Origin of the sequence: Desulfobacula toluolica Tol2 (assembly GCF_000307105.1) — a bacterium.
Classification (GTDB): domain Bacteria; phylum Desulfobacterota; class Desulfobacteria; order Desulfobacterales; family Desulfobacteraceae; genus Desulfobacula; species Desulfobacula toluolica.
Window position 1 is genome coordinate 98,395 of sequence record NC_018645.1, and the last position, 21,287, is coordinate 119,681.

Consider the following 21,287-nt stretch of genomic DNA (forward strand, 5'->3'; position numbering starts at 1 on the left):
TTCGGCCTGTAACACCGAATAAATCAGATACGATAGAATCAATCTTGATGTTTGCGGTTTCAAACAAGTTATGAACACGCTTTTTTTTGTTGTAAATCAATTTGCCATGGGTATTACTCAAAAATTTGATCGTGAGTGGAATATTGAGTCGCTCTTTCAGGGTCATATCGGCCCTTAAACTCTCTGTCCCTGACCCTTTCTCTATTAATAATAAACTGAATGGATCTTGACGTGGCTTCACCTGGAAAAAAACCCATCATCAGCTTCATTTCAGAGGGAGAATATCGATAGGGAACATTGTTGATTCGTATGGTGCCGCCGGCATCAAGAATGTCGTTCACCATTTTCATGATATTCGACTGAAGGCGGAAGGGATCTGTGGTATTGGGATTAATTTCCACTTCCCATTCGGTGACACAGGCCTGGGGATTATCTCTAACGATTCTCTGATTATATCTTCTGGTATCCATTACACCTCGGACTGTATTTAGTATTTTGCCGAATACCTCAATAAGCTCATATTCATTGGCCTGGTCCAGTCTTATATTTAAATATTTTGCCTGTTTTTGAGCATTTCTCGCAAGAAGGCCATTGCCGTTACCAGATCCGCCACTTGCTCTCTTTATGAACTGGGACTGTGCTGTTCCGCTCCAGTTGGTCAACGTCCTGCCAACAACATCGCCAACCTCTTTTTCAACAATGGCAACGGCTTCATCAAAGTCTCTTCTTGTTACCTTAAAAGTTTTCAAGACATTTGCACCCAAAGACCTTCCCCCGCTGTCATATCCTTTGCCGTCCAGCATTGCAGATGCCTTGTAATAACCGTCAGATGTTTTTCTTGTCTTGATTTTCAGCCAGACAATATACACCGCATCCACTGCATACTTTTGGCACATATCTTTTGCCACCAGCATGGAATCTTCTATTGTTTTTTCCATGATTCGGTTCAACTCTTTTTCCGACGCATCTTTTGCAAAAGGATCAATAACTTCAAAATCATGACCAACCAGTTGATTCTCAATAAACCCTGACATTCTCCGATAGTGCAGTCCTAAATCGATGTCTCTGGTATCAGCATCATTTCCCTGCTCCACATAAAACGGCAACACCGCGATTCTGGTTCTTAATTTCGCCTGGACTGATAAGGCACCCAACATAACAAAAACAGCTGTAAGCAGAATGATGAACATGGTTCGTTGCCTTTTTTCCTTTTCCATACCTTCCTCCGGGTGGTGTTAATTTATAGTTTAATTCATTTTATTTTTCTAAATGCATTATCGAACAAATAAATTTGTTTTCCAAGAAACAGTTGTTTTCAATCAAACCCCTTATCAGGCAATGTATGATAAGGGGACGTATGCATTTTGTTCGGTATCCTTTGAGGGATATACTCTTTGTTTTTTAAAACCAGGGGAATTTCACCGTTAAACCAGGCCCTGGATGTAAACCCGGAAACATAGGTGCCGGAAATGTTTTGAGGCACAAATCCTCCGTTTTTATCCGTTAGCGGACTCACCCGCCAGACCGCCCGGAGTGCAACTTGTTTCATGGTGGTATAAGGTTTGGACTTGGTTTGTGCCATCAAGAGTACGGAGCCCGGTTTAAATTTTTCATTGTCTATTTCAAAAAGATGATTGTTTCTTTGATAAAAATCAATCTGTTTAAAAACAGGGCCGACATCTTCCCGGCTGACCGCACAGGTCATGCCGTCCATGGAGACAAGTGCCTGCTGCAACTCTTGGATTAAAGCGGTTTTAAACATGGGATTCGTGCTTTTGAAACTGTTTGAACATAACACCACCTGGATTTCATCATCAGATGCGATCTGTTTTCCAAAATTAATCCCCCTTTTCAATGCAAATGACAGCTCGGATGCCATGCTGTAACACAATTGCTCCATAGACCCATAAGGATTTTCTTTAAGCCCCAAGGGAAGTGGATTGGATTTGGCAGATGTCTTCAAAAGCAGGGTTCCAGGACTGGCTTCATCATAGTTCAGCATTGTCTGTCCTTTTACACCGGAAAGCTTCCTTGATTCTGCATCTTTTGCAGTGATGGAAACCTTTATCTGTTCAAAAATTTCATCAGGTTCGACATCAACAATAAAAACAATGAAACCGTCAAGAAAATCAGCATGTGCTGATGGATGCCCGTTTAAAGAAAACGGTTTTGATTCGCGAAGCTCAAACCAGTTCTCCCGTGAAAGGTTTATTATTTCCCTGTCCGATGCAAGCCGGGTTTCCATTCGCTGAACCATCATTTCATCCAGGCGGGTGTAATTTTTTCCCTCTAATAAAGCCTTTGAAACAATTGCAACAGGGGCATTCTGCGAAATTTTTGTTCTGCAATTTGAAACAGTTTCAAGAATAAGCCGGTCTATTTTTTGATCAAATTCAGACTTTAGTTGGGGCTTGATCACAGGCTGGCTACAACCGGTAAAAATCAACACCAGCAGCAAAAAAAGCGGCATCGCAATATTAATTGTGAATTTTTTCATTCTTATGAATTTGACTCCGTATGATTGAGGAACAAAAGTTTACTTATTTTTTGTATGTTACAAGTACAAAAACAAATGTCATTTGACAATGATTGTTTGTTTTTCTTCAAGGATTTTCGCCCAGGTTTGGATTTTTTTTGAATAGGCCCGCTTATCAATAATTCTTTTTGTTCCATTGGAGAAAACAAAAATTTTATTTTTTGGCTTTGCACCGTTGCCGGGACCTGCATAGTAATATTCAAGCGGATATCGCCATGAAGAAATATCCTGCCTTGCCGCAATTTTCATCTTTTGATCTGTGAGCGCCTTTTTATACATCCTGTCCAGATACCATGATCCGGCCATGATTGATGCGCCAGGGTCAAACGGGGTGTCTGGAATGTAAATTCCTTGTTTTTCAAGGGCTTTTTTCGCCATCTTAAACGTTGAATCAATGGTCTGCATCAACCCTTTTGCAGAGGTTGTGCCAGCCTTTGCCAAAGAATCACCGCCTGACTCGGCCATGATCACCGCTTGAATGATTGCTTTGGGGATATCAAATATTTGAGCGGCTTTTTCAATGTGAACCTCATACTGATCCAATCGAAGAGAAATTTTTTGGGCCATGGTTTTGGCAGCCAGGGGATCAACAGGAGCCTGTTTTTCTTCCTCAGCGGAAAAAGGAAGGAAAACCGCTCTTAATTTTTTCCATGGATCGTCATCATCTAAGATCAAATCTGAAACCTGGCCTGAAACCGGTTCTGGAATTGATTCTGAAACCGGTTCTGGAATTGATTCTGGAATTGATTCTGAACTCGCCGGTGAAACAGGTTTTGAGACAGATTCAATATCCCTGGCATGAAATTTTTCCTGTAATTGAAACCAGGGATCTTCATTGGCATATCCTGCACCACAAATGGCAAGAAAAAAAATAATCAGATAATTTAATACGTTTTTCATCATATTGTCACCGCAAAGGCAATGGAGATATTATGATCGGAAAAGGATTTAAATGTTTCAAGATATTGAGACAAAGAAATGCCGTTATCTTTGGTCTTCTTGATGTACAAAACCTTTTGAATTGTTTTGCCTTGTTTTTTTATAACAATTCTTTTGTCCTGTTCCAGCCGTTTAAGATCTGTCTGCGGGTCATAGATATCTTTTCCAAACCGCAGATAGATTTTTGAGTCCCTGTTTTCAAGGGTTGCCAACCTCTGTTTTGCCACTTTGGAAAATGTTGATCCGCCCCTCTTTTTCTGATCAGGTGCGGCCTGGGCTGACCCTGGCTGTTCAAGCGACATGAGCAGCATAAAAGAGAACACCATGATCAGCAAAAAAAGGTAGGCAAACAGATCTTTACCCGGATCACCTGCTGCAAGGGATATGTTGATTGATTGCCGTCGTCTCATGATCTGTCTCCTCCAAGTATGCGACAAATTTTAAGGCTGACCATTGCCTCAAATCGTTTGGCCCGGGTCAGTAAAAACCTTGAGCCGATCAGCGTCAGTACCACCCCGCCAATACCGGCCGCACCAAGCGAGGTATACAATGCCGTTGAAAGCCCTTTGTTCCAGGACGCGGCAAAAACCAGGGACGCAGCCTTGCCGGTTGCAAGCCCCTGGAACATTTCGTTAAACGCCCCAATAGACCCGAAAATGGTGCCTGCAAACCCGATCAGGATAAGGGTGCTGATATAGCCTGAAATTGCCTGGAAATGAACCATGATCCGGCAGTCTATCTCCGCCCAGATCGCATCCACGACAAACGGCACCACCTCTTTTTTTTCGCGTTCTGTCTGCTCAAGCCGGTCAAACAAAGAACCCAGAAAGGACAGGGCCTGAATTTCATCGTTGGGTACATGCCGCAAGTAGTCATACAGCACCACAATGCGGCGGATCATTAAAAACAGGTATCCCAGGAACACCATTCCAAAGAATACTCCGAAATTTTCAAGAAACCATTTTATAAAATCCATGGGCATATCCTATTCTATAAAAGTCCTGCCTTAACAAGAGCCTCAATATCTTTTTGACCTTTAAAACAGGCCATGGGATCAATTTTTACTGAGTCTTGCGATTGAAAATCAACGCGTCTGGGAACAAATACACCAAATCTGCCGCCCCCGTCTTTGTGAACAGCATAGACATCCCCCAATACATCCGCCCTGGACGGATCGGTTGTCAGTGGCAGGCCCTTTTTTTCAAGGCTCCATTCAAATGCCGTCATGGCCCGGGCATATATGGCGTTTCTGACAAATTCATAGGTATAATAACGGACCTGAACATCATCTTTTTTATTAAACCCTGATTCTTCAAGCGCTTGTCCCCATTTTTCCCAGGGATTGGCTACCACAAAGCAGGTCGTGGAAAATTCCGACAAGGACGGACCCGCCACTCTTGATCCGTCACCCAGATCCGTATGGGGCATCTTGTTTTTAAAGGCCACAACCTTCATTTGAAACAAATCATATGCCTTTTCAAGATGCTGAATTCTCAACGGGACCGGTTTTTTATCTTTATCCAGGCTTTGTCCCTGGGCCTGCCATTGGTTATAGGCATCAAAATATTCTTTGGATGGCAGGGTTAACCGATCTTTTTGTGATCTGTGTTTCATCATCTTGTCATCCAATACTGCCTGAGTCTCACCCGAGGCAATCGGCATATCTCTGTTCTCGAGCATCACAGCAAATGCTTTATCTTTAGTTAAAGCGTTTTTATCAGATCCTTTTGACTCATTTTGTTTTGCTTTTACTTGTTTTAGTTCTATCTGTTTTGCTTCTACCGGTTTTACAGGTTTTGCCTCTAGAGGCTGTTGCTCAAGAGGTGCCTGTTTTTCCTGAAGTTGGGCCAAAGGTTTTGGTGTTGCAGAAGGTGTGACTTTATTCATAGGCTTCACCACCGGTTCAGGCTCCGACACAGGTTCAGACAAAGGCCCGGGTTGTTTAACGGGTTTGGTTATTGTAACAGGCTCTGACTCTGATTTTGAGTCCGGCAGGGGTTGCGGCTTTGAAGGTTCAAACACATGCTCAATCGTAACAAGCACCTGATCTGCAGACCTTCCCATTTTATAAACAATGGACACACCTGTCAGCAGTACAAGAAAGACAAAAAGAGCAATCCTTGTGACTTTCAGCCTTCCTGTATTATGCTTAAACAGCGCCGTCATTGCTGATTGCCTTTGTTATGCTTCGATCAATGACAGGGTCTTCTGGCTCCAGACCTTTTTCCTGCCACATATCTGTTTGTTTTTTAATTCTTTGCGCAAGCAGGGGCCATGCTGCTGCAAGTTTGTCTTGTTTTTCAAGATAGGCTTTATAGGATTCTGAGGTTTGAAAATAATATTGGATTCGGTCCGTATTTTTCGCGTTCATGGAAGATGGGTTCAGATCATACAGGGACAGGTGTTCGCAAGAATCAAGGCTGCTTTGAATAAGGTCTTTATATGTATCAATTTCATCCTTGATATTGGTTTGCATCATCTTATATTTTTCATTTACAAACCCGGTTCTGTTAAAATCAGACGGGTTACCTGTTTTTCCTGCTGCATGTTTTTCAGGCAGTCCTTTGAACACCTCGTTTTTTTTTGCAAAAGCAAGATCCTGCTCATACTCGGCATAAGTTGCAAGTTTTGTTCCGTACAACACAAGTTTCTTTAAATTTGAAAAATATTCGTAAAAATAGATTTTCTGCTGAGTGGATGCCATGGACTGAGGATTAAATTTTTTTATGATCTGTTCGGACATCTGTTGAGTTTCCTGTGCAAGATCCTGTTGCGAGGTTTCAGTATACGCTTTGAACAGCGACTGACCAAAGCTGTTGGCTGACACCAGAACTGTCAGGCTGATGATATGGACCATAATTGTCATAACATTATTTTTTTTCATTTTTTTCCTCCTTTATCACCCTTGGGACCAGGCTGCCCGTTCTTTGCCAATAAATTCAATCTCTTTTTCATAACTGATGGCACCTCCCGTGGTCACATTATCATCATCAACGGTTTTGATTCCGTCCAGCCCCTCCAGCACATCATTGACCATGTCGTTTAACACCCCGTCCAGTTTGTCCGTGGAAGCAGAAACAATATCAAGTGTATTGGAAAGCTCTTTAAGATTTGAAAATCCTATACTTGAAAGAGAATCGGCAAAACCCGTGCCCCCGGTTTCTGCAACAGGAATAATTTTATTAAATGCATAATTTAAATTGGAAATCACATTGATAAATTTTTGGGGAATATTTTCCCCGTGTTCCCGGATTTTTTCACGGGTTTTTTCAGACAACCTCTGATTCATGGCAGCAATCTTCAGCCTTGATTCATACAGAACTCTTCTTTGCTTAATCTGCCTGATCCGGTTTTTAACCCGGTTGTATTTGGCCAGCAACCGTTTTTTCATCATTGGATCATCCGCTGTTCTGATCCGGTCAAGAAGATTTTCTGCAGTCGCAGCGGCCTGGTTAAAGCGTGCAAGTTCTGTTTTTTTATAATTTTTAATGTTCAGTTCATGGTTGTCGTTGATGGACCGGGTGGCCTGGGTATCGACGATGGACTCTGCAATGGCACTGTCAAATGACTCCAGGGACAAGAGAAGTGGATCAATGTTTTGATCACACACATCTTTGAGTTTCCCGACTTCCAGAATAATCCGGGCATTTATATTGGCCCTCCTTGTTTTTCCCTCTGGATCATCTTTTGACAGCATACCGGCTTTTTCAAGTCTTTCCCGGGTATCCAGCAATTTTTGAAGTTCACCGGTCCGGACGGCAAACTCGGAAAACATTGTCCGGGAAGATTCTTTTAAAAGAGACCCGCTGCTCTCAATCCTGTCCCGTGACTGTTTTGCAATCTGAACAGCCCTGTCAGCCGCCTTAACATCGGCATTGCCGATCAACTGGGCCAACGTCAATATTATGGCAACAAGGAAAATAAATACTGCATTTAACACTCTGTGTGATATCATCACGCTCTCCTTTCGCAAACGCTAAGATTATAAGAAAAATTTTCGGTACAGATCCGTATCAAGCCGCTTGCACACACGCATGGCTCTTTTTAATCTTGCATCATGCTTTGTTTTGGCTTTTTTGATTTCAAAACCGACATAGGCCTTCATCAGGCGTTGATCGTTTTCCCGGTAGGATTTGCCGCCCCTGATGATCCCGAGAAAATAGGTGTAGGTGGCCAGGGAAAACTCATTTTCACTCTCATTTGCATTAAACTCATGAACCGCTTTGGCAAGGTGGTTCATGGGAATAGGACGGCTCTGGATCAATGATTTTTTCATCAGGCGCTTCCAGCAGGGCAAATCATTTTCAAACAAGGCCTGATCCAGAACCAAGGCCAGTTCATCGCCTGAAATTTCATTTTGCCCCATGGATAGAGCCTGGCTGCAGGAAATCGTCTGTTTAGGTGTTTGCATAAGTTCAATGGTTTGTGTTTTTCTCAGACATCCCTGGGCAACAAATAAAATTATGACCAGGAACAGGGCAAGCAGTATACGATGTTTTTGACTAATCATTTATTTTCCTCCTTTTGTTGATAAGTTTCTCTGCCTTTTGAAATCTATATCGAAGGAAAATTTTGATTTTCTGAAAAAAAAATAATTAATTGTTAATTGTTAGCCGGAATCCCAGGAAGCTGTCCCGGTAATCGGTCAAATCCCTGCGCCGGTAAGCAGCCCGCAAAAACTTGGGCAGGTAATCCCAGCTGCCGCCGCGATCAACGCGAAAGGCGCTCCCGGATGTTATGAATGGATTGTTATGATCATGTTTTGAATAAGCATTTTTATCATAAACATCCTCACACCATTCCCAGGCATTGCCCAGCATATCAAACAGACCAAAGGGATTGGGCAGGTATGTTCCCACAGGTGCTGTGAACTGATATCCGTCACTGCACGCAAATGAAGGGTCCCAGCCGCTTCCTTTATCCGCTACATTGGCATAGTTGCACGCCTGGGAATCAGAGTCCCCCCAGAAGCGCATGAACTTTGTCCCGCCACGGGCTGCATATTCCCATTGGGCTTCTGTTGGCAGGGAAAATTTTTGCTCTGATTTTTGGTTCAGCCAGTTTATGAAAACCTTGGCATCATTCCAGGAGACACAGACAACAGGATGAATATCTGTCTGGCTGAAGCCTGGTTTTTTCCAATTATAGCCTATCTCTTCTTTCCAAATCCAGTTTGTGTGCTTGTTTTTGATCCAGGCCTTGCCTTTTTTGTCAGCATCTGTCCTGTAACCGGTCTCTTTAACAAATTGTTTGAACTGCCCCCGGGTCACCTCGGTCTTTGCCATCCAAAACCCGTCCACACAGACTTTGTGCAGAGGAAGTTCATCCATGCAATATCTGCTGTACATATCTTGCCCCGCCTCTTTGATCAGGTACTGTTTTTCAGCTTTGGTCTGTCCCATTTTAAAACATCCGCCCGGCACCCGGACAAATTCCATGCCCAGAACCGGATCTGTCCAAGTGTCACCTGGTTCCGGTTTGGCAGGTTTATTGGTCACAGGTTTATTGACCAGGGGTTTTTGAACCGGTTTGAACTTAACATGGCTCTTGTCGGATGATTCGGATGATGGAGGCAAAGCTTTCCCGGCAAGAAAATAGTCGGGAAACGGGGTTGTCGACACCCATGGCACCTGTTGTTTGTTTGTTTTTTTCATCACATCCAGCCCTGTTTGGTTGAACATCTTCTGGATATCCAGATTTGGGTTCTGAAAATTTTTTAACAAGGCTTCAGTATAAGTCCCGTTCCTGCCGTCCCCGTCAGCTGCCACAGATCCGGGAGATGTGGCATAAGCAATCACCGTGCCCAAAGGAGCATTCATTTGGACAAATCCTTTTTGGAAATTTCGAAAACTTTGTTTAAACGGATTGTCCCGGCAGGCATCCAGGATAACAATGTTCAAAGGATTTCCCGCTCGTTTCATCTTGGCAAGAAGCCTGCCGACAGCAACAGCCTCAAACTCCACTTCTGATTCTTCCCGGATAGTTGTATGGACAGGAATCAAATAATTTATCCCGTTGATCTGCATCCCGTGCCCTGCAAAATAGAACAGACCTATCTCAGACCGTAATAATTTTTTGCTAAATTCACGAAAAGATTTCAGCATGACTTTTTTAGGGACATCTGTTTTTAAAATCACATCAAAGCCAAGCCTTTTTAATACATGGGCCATGGCAACGGCATCATTCACAGAATTTTTCAAAGGGCCGGACCGGTAGGTGCTGTTCCCGATCACAAGCGCTGTGCGCTTGCCGGTTGTTGCCATGGTAATATTTGCGGCAAACAGCAGCAGCACTGCAAAAAATATCATTTTTTGAATCATTGCCTGCTCCTGAATATGATCTTTCTTCCGCTTTTCCAGTGGATAAAAATCTGCTTCAAGGTATTTAAACAAAACTGAATTCAAGATAAACAAAGAGGATGACCAGATAAATATAGGTTCTTGCTATATAAAATAGCAAAAACCATACCTGTGGCTTTTCACCTCAAAAGATTGTCTGGCAAAAATTACAAGCAATTATGGTGGGTATTCTATGAAATAAATGTAACAGTGTTACATAAAGTACATAAAACTTGAGCAATAAAATACATGATTAATCGTTGAGAATTAAAAATTCATACGGCAAACTTTTAAAATATTTTATGCATAAGTCGTACACGTTTTTCTTGACATACCCAAAGGTTTTTGGTAATACATAACAGTTGTTCAGGCGCGTAACTCAGTTGGTAGAGTGCTACCTCGACACGGTAGAAGTCAGCAGTTCAAGTCTGCTCGTGCCTACCATAAAAATCAAAGGCTCACAGTTTTTAACTGTGAGCCTTTTTTGATACCTAACTCTTATATGTGTGATAAAAAGCATAATATTTTTCTTTTTACCGATTAACAATTTCAAATTCAACACGTCGATTGATCTGTTTATTGTCAGTGCTTGTATTGGGTTTCAGAGGCAGCAATTCTCCATACCCTCTTATCTGCAGCTTGTTTTCGGGAAGATTGAAAGCGGCAATCAGATAGGCTTTAACAGAGTCGGCCCGGTCAAAACTCAGTTTTAGATTATACGCCTGTGTTCCGTCAGAATCCGTATGCCCGTTGATCATGATGGTTTTGTCTTTGATCGCATTTGACATCAATGCCGTTCCAACTTCCTTTAAAAGAGTATAGGACGATTTTTTCAAGGCAGAAGAATCATAATCAAATTCTATTCTAATTTTTAGCTTTGGGACATCCAGGTTTTCATCAACCACCACAATGGTTTTTTCCATTTTATTGTTGATCCTTTCGGCCACGGCGATAGTCCGCTTTTTTGAGGTAAAGCTTCGATATTTCACCGGTGGCCGGGTCAGCTCTTTTACCATCTCATCGCTCGTGGTTTGAAACCGAACTTCATCAGCCCACAAAAAAGAGGTCGATACTAAAAAGGCAACCCAAACCAATAGAGCTGTTTTTTGAATCATTTTGTTTCTCTCCATGTTTTTTTATTATGTTTTGTTAATTTTGCATGCAAGCTTAACAATTATAAACGATATTTTGGCTATGAAAAATTATTCATGATTACTCTTTCGTCAAAACAGGCAGTAAATCCCATGACAAAGCTATCCCTCTTTTGCGTGCATAATCAGTAAACCAGTCAGCTATTTCGTTTATGCTCAGATTAATTTGTTTCATACCATAAACCGCATCTTTTGAACCGGGCAGATCCGGCAGGGGGCGATCCGATGCAAAGGCCACCACCTGTTCGTTGCCGGTTTTGCCCTGTACCTCAAACTTAAAATCGGCTGCATATTGAGCGCCGGGGATGGATGTCACCTCTCCGGCCCTGAACAGCAGGGATTTTTTCGCAAACTCATTGGGATAAATTCTGAACACTTGCTGTTGTGCATCTGATGTAAAAATCTTGATGTAGACCGGCTTATTGGCCTTTGCAAAAAAAATGATCTCTTCTCCTTTTCTAAAGGACAGATTGTTTCTGCCTTTTTGTGTGAACAGCTCAACAAAAAGCTCGGCAGTTGGCGGCAGAATAATTTCCGGTTCCAGAGGGTTCAGCCAGTCGCTGTCAATATCAGCGGCTTTTACTATTGTCTGCTCAGCAGCCAGAATTTTTCCGTCAATATTTTCAAGCGTTGTCTTAATTTCTATGGTGCCGTTGTCTTTGGGCCAGAAACTGCCGCTGATAAAATGTGAAACCTTTGCCACGGATGCAATGGTTGCTTCCGGATTTTTTGTTGCCACAATGGTTCTGGTTCTCCTGGTTAACGATCGGGTCACTATCTTTTGCGTATGGGTGACCGGCGAAAAATACAGAGAAGATGCAAAATAATCCAGGAAACAATCATTTAAATAATCACTGAACAATGAATATCTCTGTTTGTTTTCCAGCTTGAATTTATTGATCACCACATCAGTTCTGTTGCGGCAGGGCCGCTTTGCCATAGCCTCGTTTTCCAGGCGGTACATTAAAAAGTTTATATGTCCTTTTAAATTTGCCTTAAACCATGTTGTGCGGCAAAATTGAAGCCCCATCTTTGCCTGGGCAGAGGCAATGATGGTTTTGCGGCATCCATAGGAACTTTTTTCCAACCGGTTCAGATCCAGGGACAGGACCATTGCTTCATGATCTTGTACATATTGACCGGAAAGGATCAAGTCTGCATGGGCTGACGGGTCGTCTGTGACGGAGAAAAAACGGTTTTTTCCAAAAATGGATTTTAAGTTTTCAAAAATCCTGAGACCCAGCGGTGTAATAGCGTTCAAACCGGCATCATGGAAATTATGCCTGCCGATATAAACCCTGTTGGTTGGATTTGTTAAATCCTGTCGATTGTTTTTGCCTATTGCTTCGTTAATAATCTTTTTTTTGTTAATAGCTTCTTCTATTATCAATTGCGAAACCGTTTGAGTAAGATCATCAAGGGATTGAATCTTTGGTTGTAACATTTGTTCCGGAATACTTTGAATGTCGGTCAAAATCTTTGCACCGGCAAGATGTCTGCCCGTATTCTTGTCCAGAATCGACACATGGAATACCATGGCATGGCCCATTTCTGAATAATCGCCCTTTAAAACGGCATTAGTCTGTTCCGGAGAATCTCCGGCATCCCGGAAAACTAATGAAGCGGCAAATGCATCTTTCATGTATTTTGCAAGTTCATCTCCAAGGGCAAGCTCGGGTTGCAACGGGTTGACTGGCTGAAAAGGCGGAGTTTTGATCTGAAGAGACATCATGCCGCTGTAATTCAGCTCCAGCAGCCGGACCAGGGATCGGGAGATTCGTTCAAATTCAGGTTCAAGCCATCTCGGGTCCATGTTTTTTCTGCTGATGCGGCCTTCCACAACCGCAAGATCTGTGCTTGCTGCCTCTCCCATGCATCTGAGCCGGACCGTGATCCACACATCATTTCCAGCAACCCTGTAAGATCCCATGGCTCTCAAGGGTTTTTCGCCTGTGTCCTGAACACTGAGAATAGCACCTGATTTTGAAAATTCAGATGCCAGGGCTTCGGCCAGCACAGATGAAAAAGGTAAATTCAGCAGGGTGTCTTTTTCCCAGAAATTATTAGCACTGATTTGAATATGGCTTGATGTAACATCAAACAGGGAGTTTATGTTAAAAACAATCTGTTTTGATGCAGCAGATAAAGACGAATTTTTTCCTGCAACATGTGTCTGTGTTGTAATGCAGGACGATAAAACAATGGACAAAAAGAGTAAACCCACGCACACAGAAAATTTTATTTTTCTCATATTTAGCTGCCTTTAAAGCTTCTTGTTTGACAAATCATTGTACTTATGACTATGAATGCACCTATACCGGGTAGAGGTAAATTACAAGTTTTTTTCAGAAAAAAAATTTAATTGTTCGATATGTATATTCAGAAGGAAATTTTTGTTGCTGACAGAAGAAAACGAAAGGCTTGTTAAAAAAATTGCTTTTAAACTATACCGAATATATTGTCCCAAAGGTGAGATGGGTGTTTTTACTGTAGAGGATCTGTTTCATTACGGCATCATCGGACTTTTAAAAGCAAAAAAAGGCTTTAAAAAAGAAAAAGGCGTCCCGTTTGATGCCTATGCCGACATCAGGATTAATGGTGAAATCATGGATGCAATAAGAAAAAGCCCCATAATCCGGTTGCCGCATGCAAAAAGAAAAAAGGCAAAACAGCTGGAGCAGGCAAGAAAGGCCCTGCTGGACAAAAATATACCACCTGATCCTGAAACTGTTGCGCAAAAACTGGGCTGGACTGATGAAGAGGTTTTAAAAACAGAGAGCCTGTCAAGCCATGTGATATCCGCAGATGCAAATCCTGGTACAAGCAATTGGTTCGATTTAAGATCAACAGACACCATTGAAGAAAAAGTGTTGAACAAGGATTTTGCACACACTTTTAAACAATGCCTGGACCAAATAGACGATGACACGGAACGGCTTGTTTTCATGGCAAGGCAGCTGGAGGAAATGACCTTGAAAATGGTGGGAGAGCGCCTTGGCTTTTCAATTGAAAAAGCCCGGCAAAAACAGATCAACGCACAACAAAGCATGAAATCCTGTCTTGAAAAAAAAGGATGGGACTTAACCAATTAAAGATTGGGAGTTTGTCATGGATAAACATATCAGTATCAAACAGATCAGCACCAAACAGGCACTGAAAATCTGGGCTGAGTATTCGCCAGTACACCAGGACCATATTAGCCAAGAAAAATTATACTTGTTTTCATTGCCCGGCGGCCTGCAAAAGGCCGACAACTATGATATCCATCACCTGTCACTTTGTCCCCGGTGTCTTAGCGCCTGGGAAACGCTCTGCTCTTTGAGCGAACTTTCACTGGCTGATGACCCGGATGAAAAACAGGGAGAAGAAATTTTAAGCTATGGCTTGCTGCAGGCAGCATCCAGCGCCTTTACGGAACCGGTCTATATCAACAGCAGTTGTGACAAATTCAGGCTGGGCATTTTCCCGGACAATGACAACCCCCAAAAGGCCATGATCGTGCTGGAAACAACAAGTGCCGGCAAATCCTGCCAGGGCATGACGGCAAGCATACGGGATGCCAACGGCTTCATGGTCATGGAAGCCACTGTCAAACAGGGCCGGGCCGCGTCCATAACCGACCATCTGGATACCCTGGATCTGTCAACATGGACCATTATATTGTCCGGATCAGCAGATAAAGATACCCATGAGTAATATCCGGCTATTGTTTGACAACGGCAGTTATTATTCTGTAATGTGTTCTCTTTGGCCGCCAAAGCCGGGAAACCCCAGACCCGCAGAGGCATTCATTGTATCGGAAAGCGAGGGCGACTTTACCTTGGCGGCAAGAACAGCCGCTCTTGCCGCCTATACCTGTTTAGAATCAAGAGGAGAAAAAATATCCCCTTTTACCGCCGGAATTGAGTTGTTGGAAAGAATCAATGCCAAAGCCAATATTGCCGGTGAAAGCGGCGGGCTTTGCTTTGCCATTGCCATTGCAGCAGCCTTGTTAAAGGTTGATATGCCGGACATTGCTGCCACCGGCGTTCTCACGGCAGACGGCAGCATAAAAAAAGTAAAAGGTCTCCATACCAAGCTGACGACCGCTGTCAAGCTGGTAAGCGAAAACGGATTTATCTTTTATCCCAGAATCAATGGCAATGAGATTTCTGATGATCTTTGGTCTGTTTTTAAACAAAAAAACTTACGATGTCATGGAGTTACGCATATAAACCAGGTTTTTGATATCCTGCTGCCGCCGCAACAAACAACAGGCATCTTAAAGAAAATCATTCTTCTGATTCTTGCGCTCATACTGACCGGCTTGGTGGGGTACTTTTGTTTAAGCACTACTGACATGGGTTTAACTTCCTTAGAAACAAAAATAACAAAACCAATGCCATTATCCCCTGCAGCTGACCCTTCCCCTTTAATTAAAAAACCAAAGCCGTCCCTGCCAAAGCCGATAAAATTGCCACCGGTTAAGATCGAGCCTATAGACACGGGCTTTGACTAATTTTTCTTTTTTTCAGCCAGGATTCAAAATCAAGGGTAAGCGCTTTGGGTTTGGGCAGTACAGGTGTTTTTCCGTTGTTTTTCTCAGGAACGGGCGTATTGGGGTTAAGGACTTGTTTGATCTCCCTTACTTCTTTTATCAGCAAGGAAAGTTTGTCTTCAATACGAAAAAGTGCGTTTGAAATATCAGGATTGTTTTCTGTCTCATCTTTTTTTATCGCTTTTTGGGGTGTTGCCGCTTTTGGGGGAACAGTTTTTTTTTGGGGGGCATGATGTTTTTCAAGAAATGCCAGGCATTGATCCCAGAAAAGCTCCATGGGCATCTGGCCGGTTTGGTCTGGGGTGGCGATCAGTTTTCGGGCAATGGCATTGATGCATTTTGATGCAATTGTGTCCGGGAAAAGCATAAAAAAAGGGGTCTGGGAAATCACCGAGGCCCGTACATTTTTGTCTGATGCCATAATCCCCAACGGCTCCACTTTAATCAAAAGAAAGCGATTAACGGTCTCTTTTAGCTGAACATAGGCTTTTTGAGCGGCTTTGCCGGATCTCACCTGGTTGATCACCACCTTGACCGGACGATCATATTGATATTTTGACAGCACTTTGAGCAGGGAATAGGCATCGGTCAGGGAAGTGGGTTCGCATGTGGCCACCAGGATGATTTCATTGGACGCCATGCAAAAAGACAGCACCTGGGCGGAGATGCCGGCAGATGTGTCAAAAATAAAATAATCATAGTCTTCAAGATCTAAAAACGCGGAAATAAGGTTATCGGTTTGAGTCCGGGTCAGGTCTGCAATTTTTTCCACACCGGAACTTCCCGGTATAATGTCAATCCCCTGATATGATTTGATTATGATGTCCGTTAAGTCGGCCTGTCCTTCAATAACCGATTCAAGATCTTTTTCAGGATAAATGCCGGTGAGGATATTCACGTTGGCAAGACCAAGGTCAGCATCAAACAGGCAGACTTTAAATCCTTTTGATGCCAGTGCCAAAGATACATTCAAACTGATACTTGTTTTTCCGACCCCGCCCTTCCCACTGGTAATGGTAATGATTCTTGCCATGATGATTTGCCTATTGTTTTGGAAATGCAATGATGTTGACGTCCCGGCCCTGTTGTTTCAAGGAAAACTCAATGCAGCGGCTTTTATATTCCCGGGTTATTTTCTTGTGGGCACAAACAATAAACTCGTTAAATTCAATCTGCTGATTATCTCGCTTCGGGTTCCCGCTCAAGCGCCTCAACAATTCATATCTGTCGTACAATGTTTGGATAGATTCGTTTTCCTGTTCAGGATCTTTTATGGATGTTTTAAAGCTTAAAAGAAAAGGCAGATCCAGGGGAGTTCTCCCGGATGAGGAATGATCTATATTGGTTTTGTAAATGATTCCGTAAAACCGGGAAAATCCTGAAAACGAAATGAACACGGCCTTAAACCTGTATTGGGGAAACCTGTTGTTCAATTTTTGTATGAACAACAGGTTTTCAGGGTCTGTAATCCCTATCAGGATGGTATGGCCCTTTAAAACCAGGGGAATCATTCGATTTTCCAGGGAGTCGTGTTTATCCAGAACATTAACCAGCCTTGTCCTGTCTGCTTCATTAAAAACAAAATCAATGATGGATCTGAACGGAATATGAAATAAATTAAACAGCAATAGTTGCATTTCGCTCATTGAAATCACCAGGTCTTTGAGGAGCAGGCTGATAAATGGAAGATCAAGAGTCAGTGATGCATTGTGTGCGTTTAAAACTTTTTCTCTTGATATCATATTTTTTGACACCATTTCTTTTAACTTCGTCTTTTTTGAAATCAGTGCCGATTGAATGGATACAAGTTTATTATATTTATGAAGAACACAATAATTATCCACCGGCGTGACCAGATTCAGGTCACATAAAATCATTCCAAACAGGCGGTTTTTTATCAGGCCCGGAGAATCCTGCATTTTTGCCTGGATCAAAAGAACCCTGTCAATGTCTTCCGGACAGATTAATCCTTGCTCGACAAAAAGTTCACCGGTTTTCAACGCCCCAACCTGTTCGGACAGTGTTTTTTTCTTGTCTGGCAATGGTCTTAAACCTTTATCCTTGTTTCATTTTTGATGAGATAACCGGCAGGATGATGATAAAAAAGGTTCCCTTGCCCGGCTTTGTCTTGCAGGTGATTTTTCCGTTCAGCTCTTTGACAATGGAATGGACAATGGCAAGCCCCAGCCCTGCATTGGCCGTCCCTGTTTTGGTTGTGGTATACGGCTCAAACAATGTTTCTTTGATTGTTTCGTCAATCCCCGGCCCATCATCGGAAATTACGATCTCCACACTTCCCGGAATTCGCTTTTTTTCGTCAATCATAATTTTTGCTGAGTCTGATAAAAATCGTGTGGTGACGGTTATTTTACCCCCTTTATTCATGGCTTCGGCTGCATTTTTTATAAGATTGATAAACACCTGTTTTAATCCGTTCCGGTCGGTTTTGACTCTGGGCATTTCAGGATCAACAAGAATGTCGGCCTCAATCTGTTTTGGCAGCAGGATTGATTTCTTTAAAATTTCCAATATGCCCAGGCAAAGCTGGTTAATGTCAACAGGTTCAAATCCGTCGATTTTCGGGCTTGAAAAGCTTCTGAGTTTATCCAAAAGCCCTGCAACCCGGCTCATTTCTTCATTGATCACGCAAAGGTCTTCTTGAACCGGATGTTTATCAGGCAGTTTCAGGCCCAGGGTTTGAATATAATTTTTAATAATTGCGATGGGGTTGTTGATTTCATGAATCACCTTATCGGTCAGTGTTGAATAAGCTTGCATTTTCTTTTCGTGAATATTGACCGCATAGTCATTATAAAACCGGATACTTTGAATACACACGCCTGTCTGTTGTGAAAAAAGCCTGACCAGGCCACTGTTATCATCAAGAGTTTTGGCTGTTGCCGCATCAACTCCGAGTACCATGATCCCGGATGTGTTTTTTGATGAACAGATGGGGACACAATACATGCCTTTTGCCTCAAGCAGCCGGATAAGCTGTGTGTCCGATATGGCAAGTTTTTGATAGGGTGTCTGTTTCAAACTGTTTTGAACCGTGTTCTCTTTTAAACATTTCACCACAAGGCTGGATGTATTGGATATTGGCAGGGCAATACTTTGGATGATTTTATTGGCTTTATCATTACTGCTGCACCCCCCGGTTAACATATTTTTTTTTTCATCCAAAAAAAAATAAAACATCCGGGGAACATTGAATATGATTTTAAACCCGTTTTGTGCAACATCCAGAACCGCATCAACATCCCTGGCTTGCAGCAGATTTCGCAATGTGCCGAAAAACAAAGACAGATCCTTTATTTCACAGGTCAATGACTCTTCGCAGTCGTTATCCTGAACATAATCCGAATTTATGCCAAGGCTTTTGGCCATGTCAAAGACTTCTTGTTCCGCCTCAACAGCAATCTGTTCCAGTCCTGTCCGGGGAATATCCGTCAGGCAGATAATATCCGGGATCTTTTCAAGTACCGCTGTCCGCCCGGCCAGAATGTTTGAAATAAATACAACTTTCACATGAAAGAGCGCGCTTTTAATCTGCTCAATGGGTTCATTGATAAAAAGCACGGCATCTGCAATCAGTGGATTCAAATTCCATTGCCTGAAAAGCCATGCACTTACCTGGGGGGTGTCGGCACCAAACATTTCCATTTCAGCGGCAAGGATCTGTTTTTCATTGGGCGTTGTTTGCAAAACGGTTTTGTAATCATCGGGAAAATTCTGCAAAAGAACCAGCCTGCCGATATCATGCAGCAATCCTGCCAGGAAAAATTCATCAGGGTCTGAAAAATTATTTTCCAGGGCTATTTTTTTAGCAATCACACCGCATTTATAAGAATGATACCAGAACCGGCCGATATCAAACTCGGGAACGATTTTTGATACATTAAAAAACCGCATGGCAGATGTGCTGATGGCCATATTCCGAATCGTATCAACGCCCAGGTAGACAACAGCATTTTTTATGCTGTTCACAGCCTTGGGCAAATTTATATAGGGTGATCCGATAATCTGCAGAAGCCTGGACGTTAAAGAAGGATCTGTAGAAATAATTTCGGCCAGCTCATCAATACTTGTCTTTCCACTGTTACAGGCCTTGATGAGTCTCAGCATGACCTGGGGAAGCTGGGGAAGAGTATTGGATTGTTTTATTTTTTCAAAAATATGTGTTTGTTTCATTACCCGAAGCTGCACTTAAGTTGTTAAAAACAATTAAAAATCTTTTTAAAATAAAAAAAGGATTTTTAAGGATCTATAGATATTTATCATCTATAAATCAATACTTTTGCCAATTAAACTCAGTATTGTCCGGTTAGGTTTTTGCATTAAATGATTTTGTTTGTTCTTTGAAATTATTGTCCTCAGTCGGTCCTGAATTATCCTGGCCCTGAAATAGTTCATTCAAAATTTTAGTTCGTAATTGCCGCACTCTTTTGATTGATATCTTTTCATTGAATTCTTTATGGCAATATATCGCCATCAGCAAGTATGTGATAAGGCCTCCGAGAATTTGAACCATAAGCCCATATTCACTTCTGGCAATCAGATGATAGACTTTAAGGTGTTCCTTCCACCACTTGAAAAAGCTCTCAATGGTCCATCGGAGCTTATAGATGGTTGCTATCTGTTCTGCCGTCAGATCCTGCCGATCAGTGGCAACATAATATTTGCTTCCGGCAATCTTATAACCAACAAGCCGAACAGGCTTTTTGGTTTGATTCTGACCCGGCGTGCCAAGGAGAACCACGGCATCATAAAAAATATAATTATCAGGGGCTATAGGGCGTTTCTCAATAATTGTCCTCGTTGTTTTGGCTTTAATTCGGCAAACAAAATGTTTGTTTGCATCTTGAAGCAAATCAAATTCCCTATGAGATTGGTAACCTCGATCCATAACACCAGTTTGACCTTCAGCGAGAATCTGATCAATAAAGGGACGTTCACCGCCATTGCCTTCCGTAAGGAACACCTTGCTCGGGATACCACTGTTGATGTTAAAGCCACAATGGGCCTTAGCTTTTTTCGACCCTTTCCTGTAGTCAGCCCAATACATTGACAAGACCGCATCAATCAAGCTGCCATCAATTGATATTAAATCGCCCAGATCTTTATGCTCTTTGGGCAAAACATTTGCAGCCTGTTTATAAAGATTTTCAAAAATGAATTGTAATTGTTCAAGTCCCCGGTGGTTGACTGCTTCGGAAAAACTGCTGCGACTAATGCCATCATCTGGAGCGATATTTTGTTTGGCAAAAGCATTTTCTTTCATATCCTGAATAAGGTGGCGCGCTGATTTATGTTCCTGAAGATGAAAATATACCAGAGCTTTTATCTGGTCCTCAAAGGTCATTTTTAAAGGTCGATCTCCTCGTGATAATAATTCTGGTGCAAAGGGCAACAATTTTAACAGTGGGGCAATAAATTTATCAAAAGTCATTGATTGAAATTTGATTTTTGGAACAAAATCTTTAATCATTTGTAAGTCCTTGAAATTATAGTAAATAATTTCAAGGAGCGCGATATTTTTTCACACCTTTGTCAATAAAAAAATGGCACTTGTGTCAAAAAAAATTTAACTATTGTCCATGCAAGTTTCTAACCGGACATTACTGAATTAAACTGCAAAGTTCAGTATATTTTAACATAAAATTTTTTGAAAAGAGCTTGTCTGAAAATTAAAGATCCATAAACTTTTTGGGATTCCTCTTGAAAGAAACCTGTACCGTTGGTATTAATACAAAAAAGGTGTTTAAAGTTAAATGCCGTGTTAACAT

The 21,287-nt window shown here is 42.1% G+C and carries 19 protein-coding genes and 1 tRNA gene; 4 read left to right on the forward strand and 16 right to left on the reverse strand.

The genetic code is table 11. From position 1 onward, the window contains the following. Window positions 1-113 precede the first annotated feature (113 nt). The 10 genes from TOL2_RS00450 to TOL2_RS23265 all read right to left on the reverse strand — a co-directional run bounded on the left by TOL2_RS00450 (window position 114) and on the right by TOL2_RS23265 (window position 9,795). Complete coding sequence (locus TOL2_RS00450; protein ID WP_014955605.1) at window positions 114-1,217, reverse strand: hypothetical protein; 1,104 nt, start codon at window positions 1,215-1,217, stop codon at window positions 114-116. Window positions 1,218-1,315: 98 nt separating this feature from the next. Then, window positions 1,316-2,497 carry a hypothetical protein gene (locus TOL2_RS00455; RefSeq protein ID WP_014955606.1) on the reverse strand — a complete coding sequence of 394 codons (1,182 nt, stop codon included), beginning with the start codon at window positions 2,495-2,497 and terminating at the stop codon, window positions 1,316-1,318. Window positions 2,498-2,575: 78 nt separating this feature from the next. Next, a complete protein-coding gene (locus TOL2_RS23260; RefSeq protein ID WP_014955607.1) occupies window positions 2,576-3,439 on the reverse strand; it encodes a lytic transglycosylase domain-containing protein in 864 nt (287 codons plus the stop codon). Continuing rightward, entirely contained in the window at window positions 3,436-3,885 is a 450-nt protein-coding gene (locus TOL2_RS00465) for a hypothetical protein (protein ID WP_014955608.1), read from the reverse strand. Before TOL2_RS00465 ends, TOL2_RS23260 begins: the two co-directional genes overlap by 4 nt. Then, window positions 3,882-4,451 carry a hypothetical protein gene (locus TOL2_RS00470; RefSeq protein ID WP_014955609.1) on the reverse strand — a complete coding sequence of 190 codons (570 nt, stop codon included), beginning with the start codon at window positions 4,449-4,451 and terminating at the stop codon, window positions 3,882-3,884. The genes TOL2_RS00465 and TOL2_RS00470 overlap by 4 nt, the downstream gene beginning before the upstream one ends. A gap of 14 nt (window positions 4,452-4,465) precedes the next feature. Further along, a complete protein-coding gene (locus TOL2_RS00475; protein ID WP_041279164.1) occupies window positions 4,466-5,641 on the reverse strand; it encodes a hypothetical protein in 1,176 nt (391 codons plus the stop codon). Then, window positions 5,625-6,359 (reverse strand): hypothetical protein, encoded by a 735-nt coding sequence (locus TOL2_RS00480; protein WP_014955611.1) that lies wholly within the window; start codon window positions 6,357-6,359, stop codon window positions 5,625-5,627. Before TOL2_RS00480 ends, TOL2_RS00475 begins: the two co-directional genes overlap by 17 nt. Before the next feature lie 15 nt (window positions 6,360-6,374). Continuing rightward, on the reverse strand, window positions 6,375-7,430 hold the full coding sequence (locus TOL2_RS00485; RefSeq protein WP_014955612.1) for a hypothetical protein: 1,056 nt from the start codon (window positions 7,428-7,430) through the stop codon (window positions 6,375-6,377). Between the two features lie 27 nt (window positions 7,431-7,457). Further along, a complete protein-coding gene (locus TOL2_RS00490; RefSeq protein ID WP_014955613.1) occupies window positions 7,458-7,985 on the reverse strand; it encodes a hypothetical protein in 528 nt (175 codons plus the stop codon). An 85-nt stretch (window positions 7,986-8,070) separates the two neighbouring features. Continuing rightward, entirely contained in the window at window positions 8,071-9,795 is a 1,725-nt protein-coding gene (locus TOL2_RS23265; protein ID WP_148278025.1) for an SUMF1/EgtB/PvdO family nonheme iron enzyme, read from the reverse strand. A gap of 386 nt (window positions 9,796-10,181) precedes the next feature. On the opposite strand from TOL2_RS23265, the gene TOL2_RS00500 reads away from it, so the two are divergent. Then, window positions 10,182-10,257 (forward strand) — tRNA-Val (locus TOL2_RS00500). Between the two features lie 89 nt (window positions 10,258-10,346). Here TOL2_RS00500 and TOL2_RS23270 read toward each other — a convergent pair. Further along, on the reverse strand, window positions 10,347-10,928 hold the full coding sequence (locus TOL2_RS23270) for an OmpA family protein (RefSeq protein ID WP_014955615.1): 582 nt from the start codon (window positions 10,926-10,928) through the stop codon (window positions 10,347-10,349). Window positions 10,929-11,025: 97 nt separating this feature from the next. Then, window positions 11,026-13,215, reverse strand: a complete 2,190-nt coding sequence (locus TOL2_RS00510; RefSeq protein ID WP_014955616.1) for a DUF4384 domain-containing protein — start codon at window positions 13,213-13,215, stop codon at window positions 11,026-11,028. A 145-nt stretch (window positions 13,216-13,360) separates the two neighbouring features. Between TOL2_RS00510 and TOL2_RS23275 the strand changes: the two genes are divergently transcribed. The 3 genes from TOL2_RS23275 to TOL2_RS00525 are packed head-to-tail and all read left to right on the forward strand — an operon-like array spanning window position 13,361 to window position 15,462. Then, a complete protein-coding gene (locus tag TOL2_RS23275; RefSeq protein WP_014955617.1) occupies window positions 13,361-14,056 on the forward strand; it encodes a sigma-70 family RNA polymerase sigma factor in 696 nt (231 codons plus the stop codon). 16 nt (window positions 14,057-14,072) lie between these two features. Then, on the forward strand, window positions 14,073-14,660 hold the full coding sequence (locus TOL2_RS00520; protein WP_014955618.1) for a hypothetical protein: 588 nt from the start codon (window positions 14,073-14,075) through the stop codon (window positions 14,658-14,660). Beyond that, complete coding sequence (locus tag TOL2_RS00525; RefSeq protein WP_041279165.1) at window positions 14,653-15,462, forward strand: S16 family serine protease; 810 nt, start codon at window positions 14,653-14,655, stop codon at window positions 15,460-15,462. Before TOL2_RS00520 ends, TOL2_RS00525 begins: the two co-directional genes overlap by 8 nt. On the opposite strand, the gene TOL2_RS00530 is transcribed toward TOL2_RS00525, so the two are convergent. From TOL2_RS00530 to TOL2_RS00545, 4 genes are all read right to left on the reverse strand, one after another. Next, window positions 15,440-16,534: a MinD/ParA family protein gene (locus TOL2_RS00530; RefSeq protein WP_014955620.1), complete on the reverse strand. Its 1,095-nt coding sequence runs from the start codon at window positions 16,532-16,534 to the stop codon at window positions 15,440-15,442. The two genes, TOL2_RS00525 and TOL2_RS00530, sit on opposite strands and share 23 nt — an antisense overlap. A 10-nt stretch (window positions 16,535-16,544) precedes the next feature. Next, complete coding sequence (locus tag TOL2_RS24725; protein WP_014955621.1) at window positions 16,545-17,543, reverse strand: GspE/PulE family protein; 999 nt, start codon at window positions 17,541-17,543, stop codon at window positions 16,545-16,547. A gap of 13 nt (window positions 17,544-17,556) precedes the next feature. Further along, window positions 17,557-19,692, reverse strand: a complete 2,136-nt coding sequence (locus TOL2_RS00540; RefSeq protein ID WP_014955622.1) for an HDOD domain-containing protein — start codon at window positions 19,690-19,692, stop codon at window positions 17,557-17,559. Window positions 19,693-19,825: 133 nt separating this feature from the next. After that, a complete protein-coding gene (locus tag TOL2_RS00545; protein ID WP_014955623.1) occupies window positions 19,826-20,989 on the reverse strand; it encodes an IS4 family transposase in 1,164 nt (387 codons plus the stop codon). Between the last annotated feature and the right edge of the window lie 298 nt (window positions 20,990-21,287).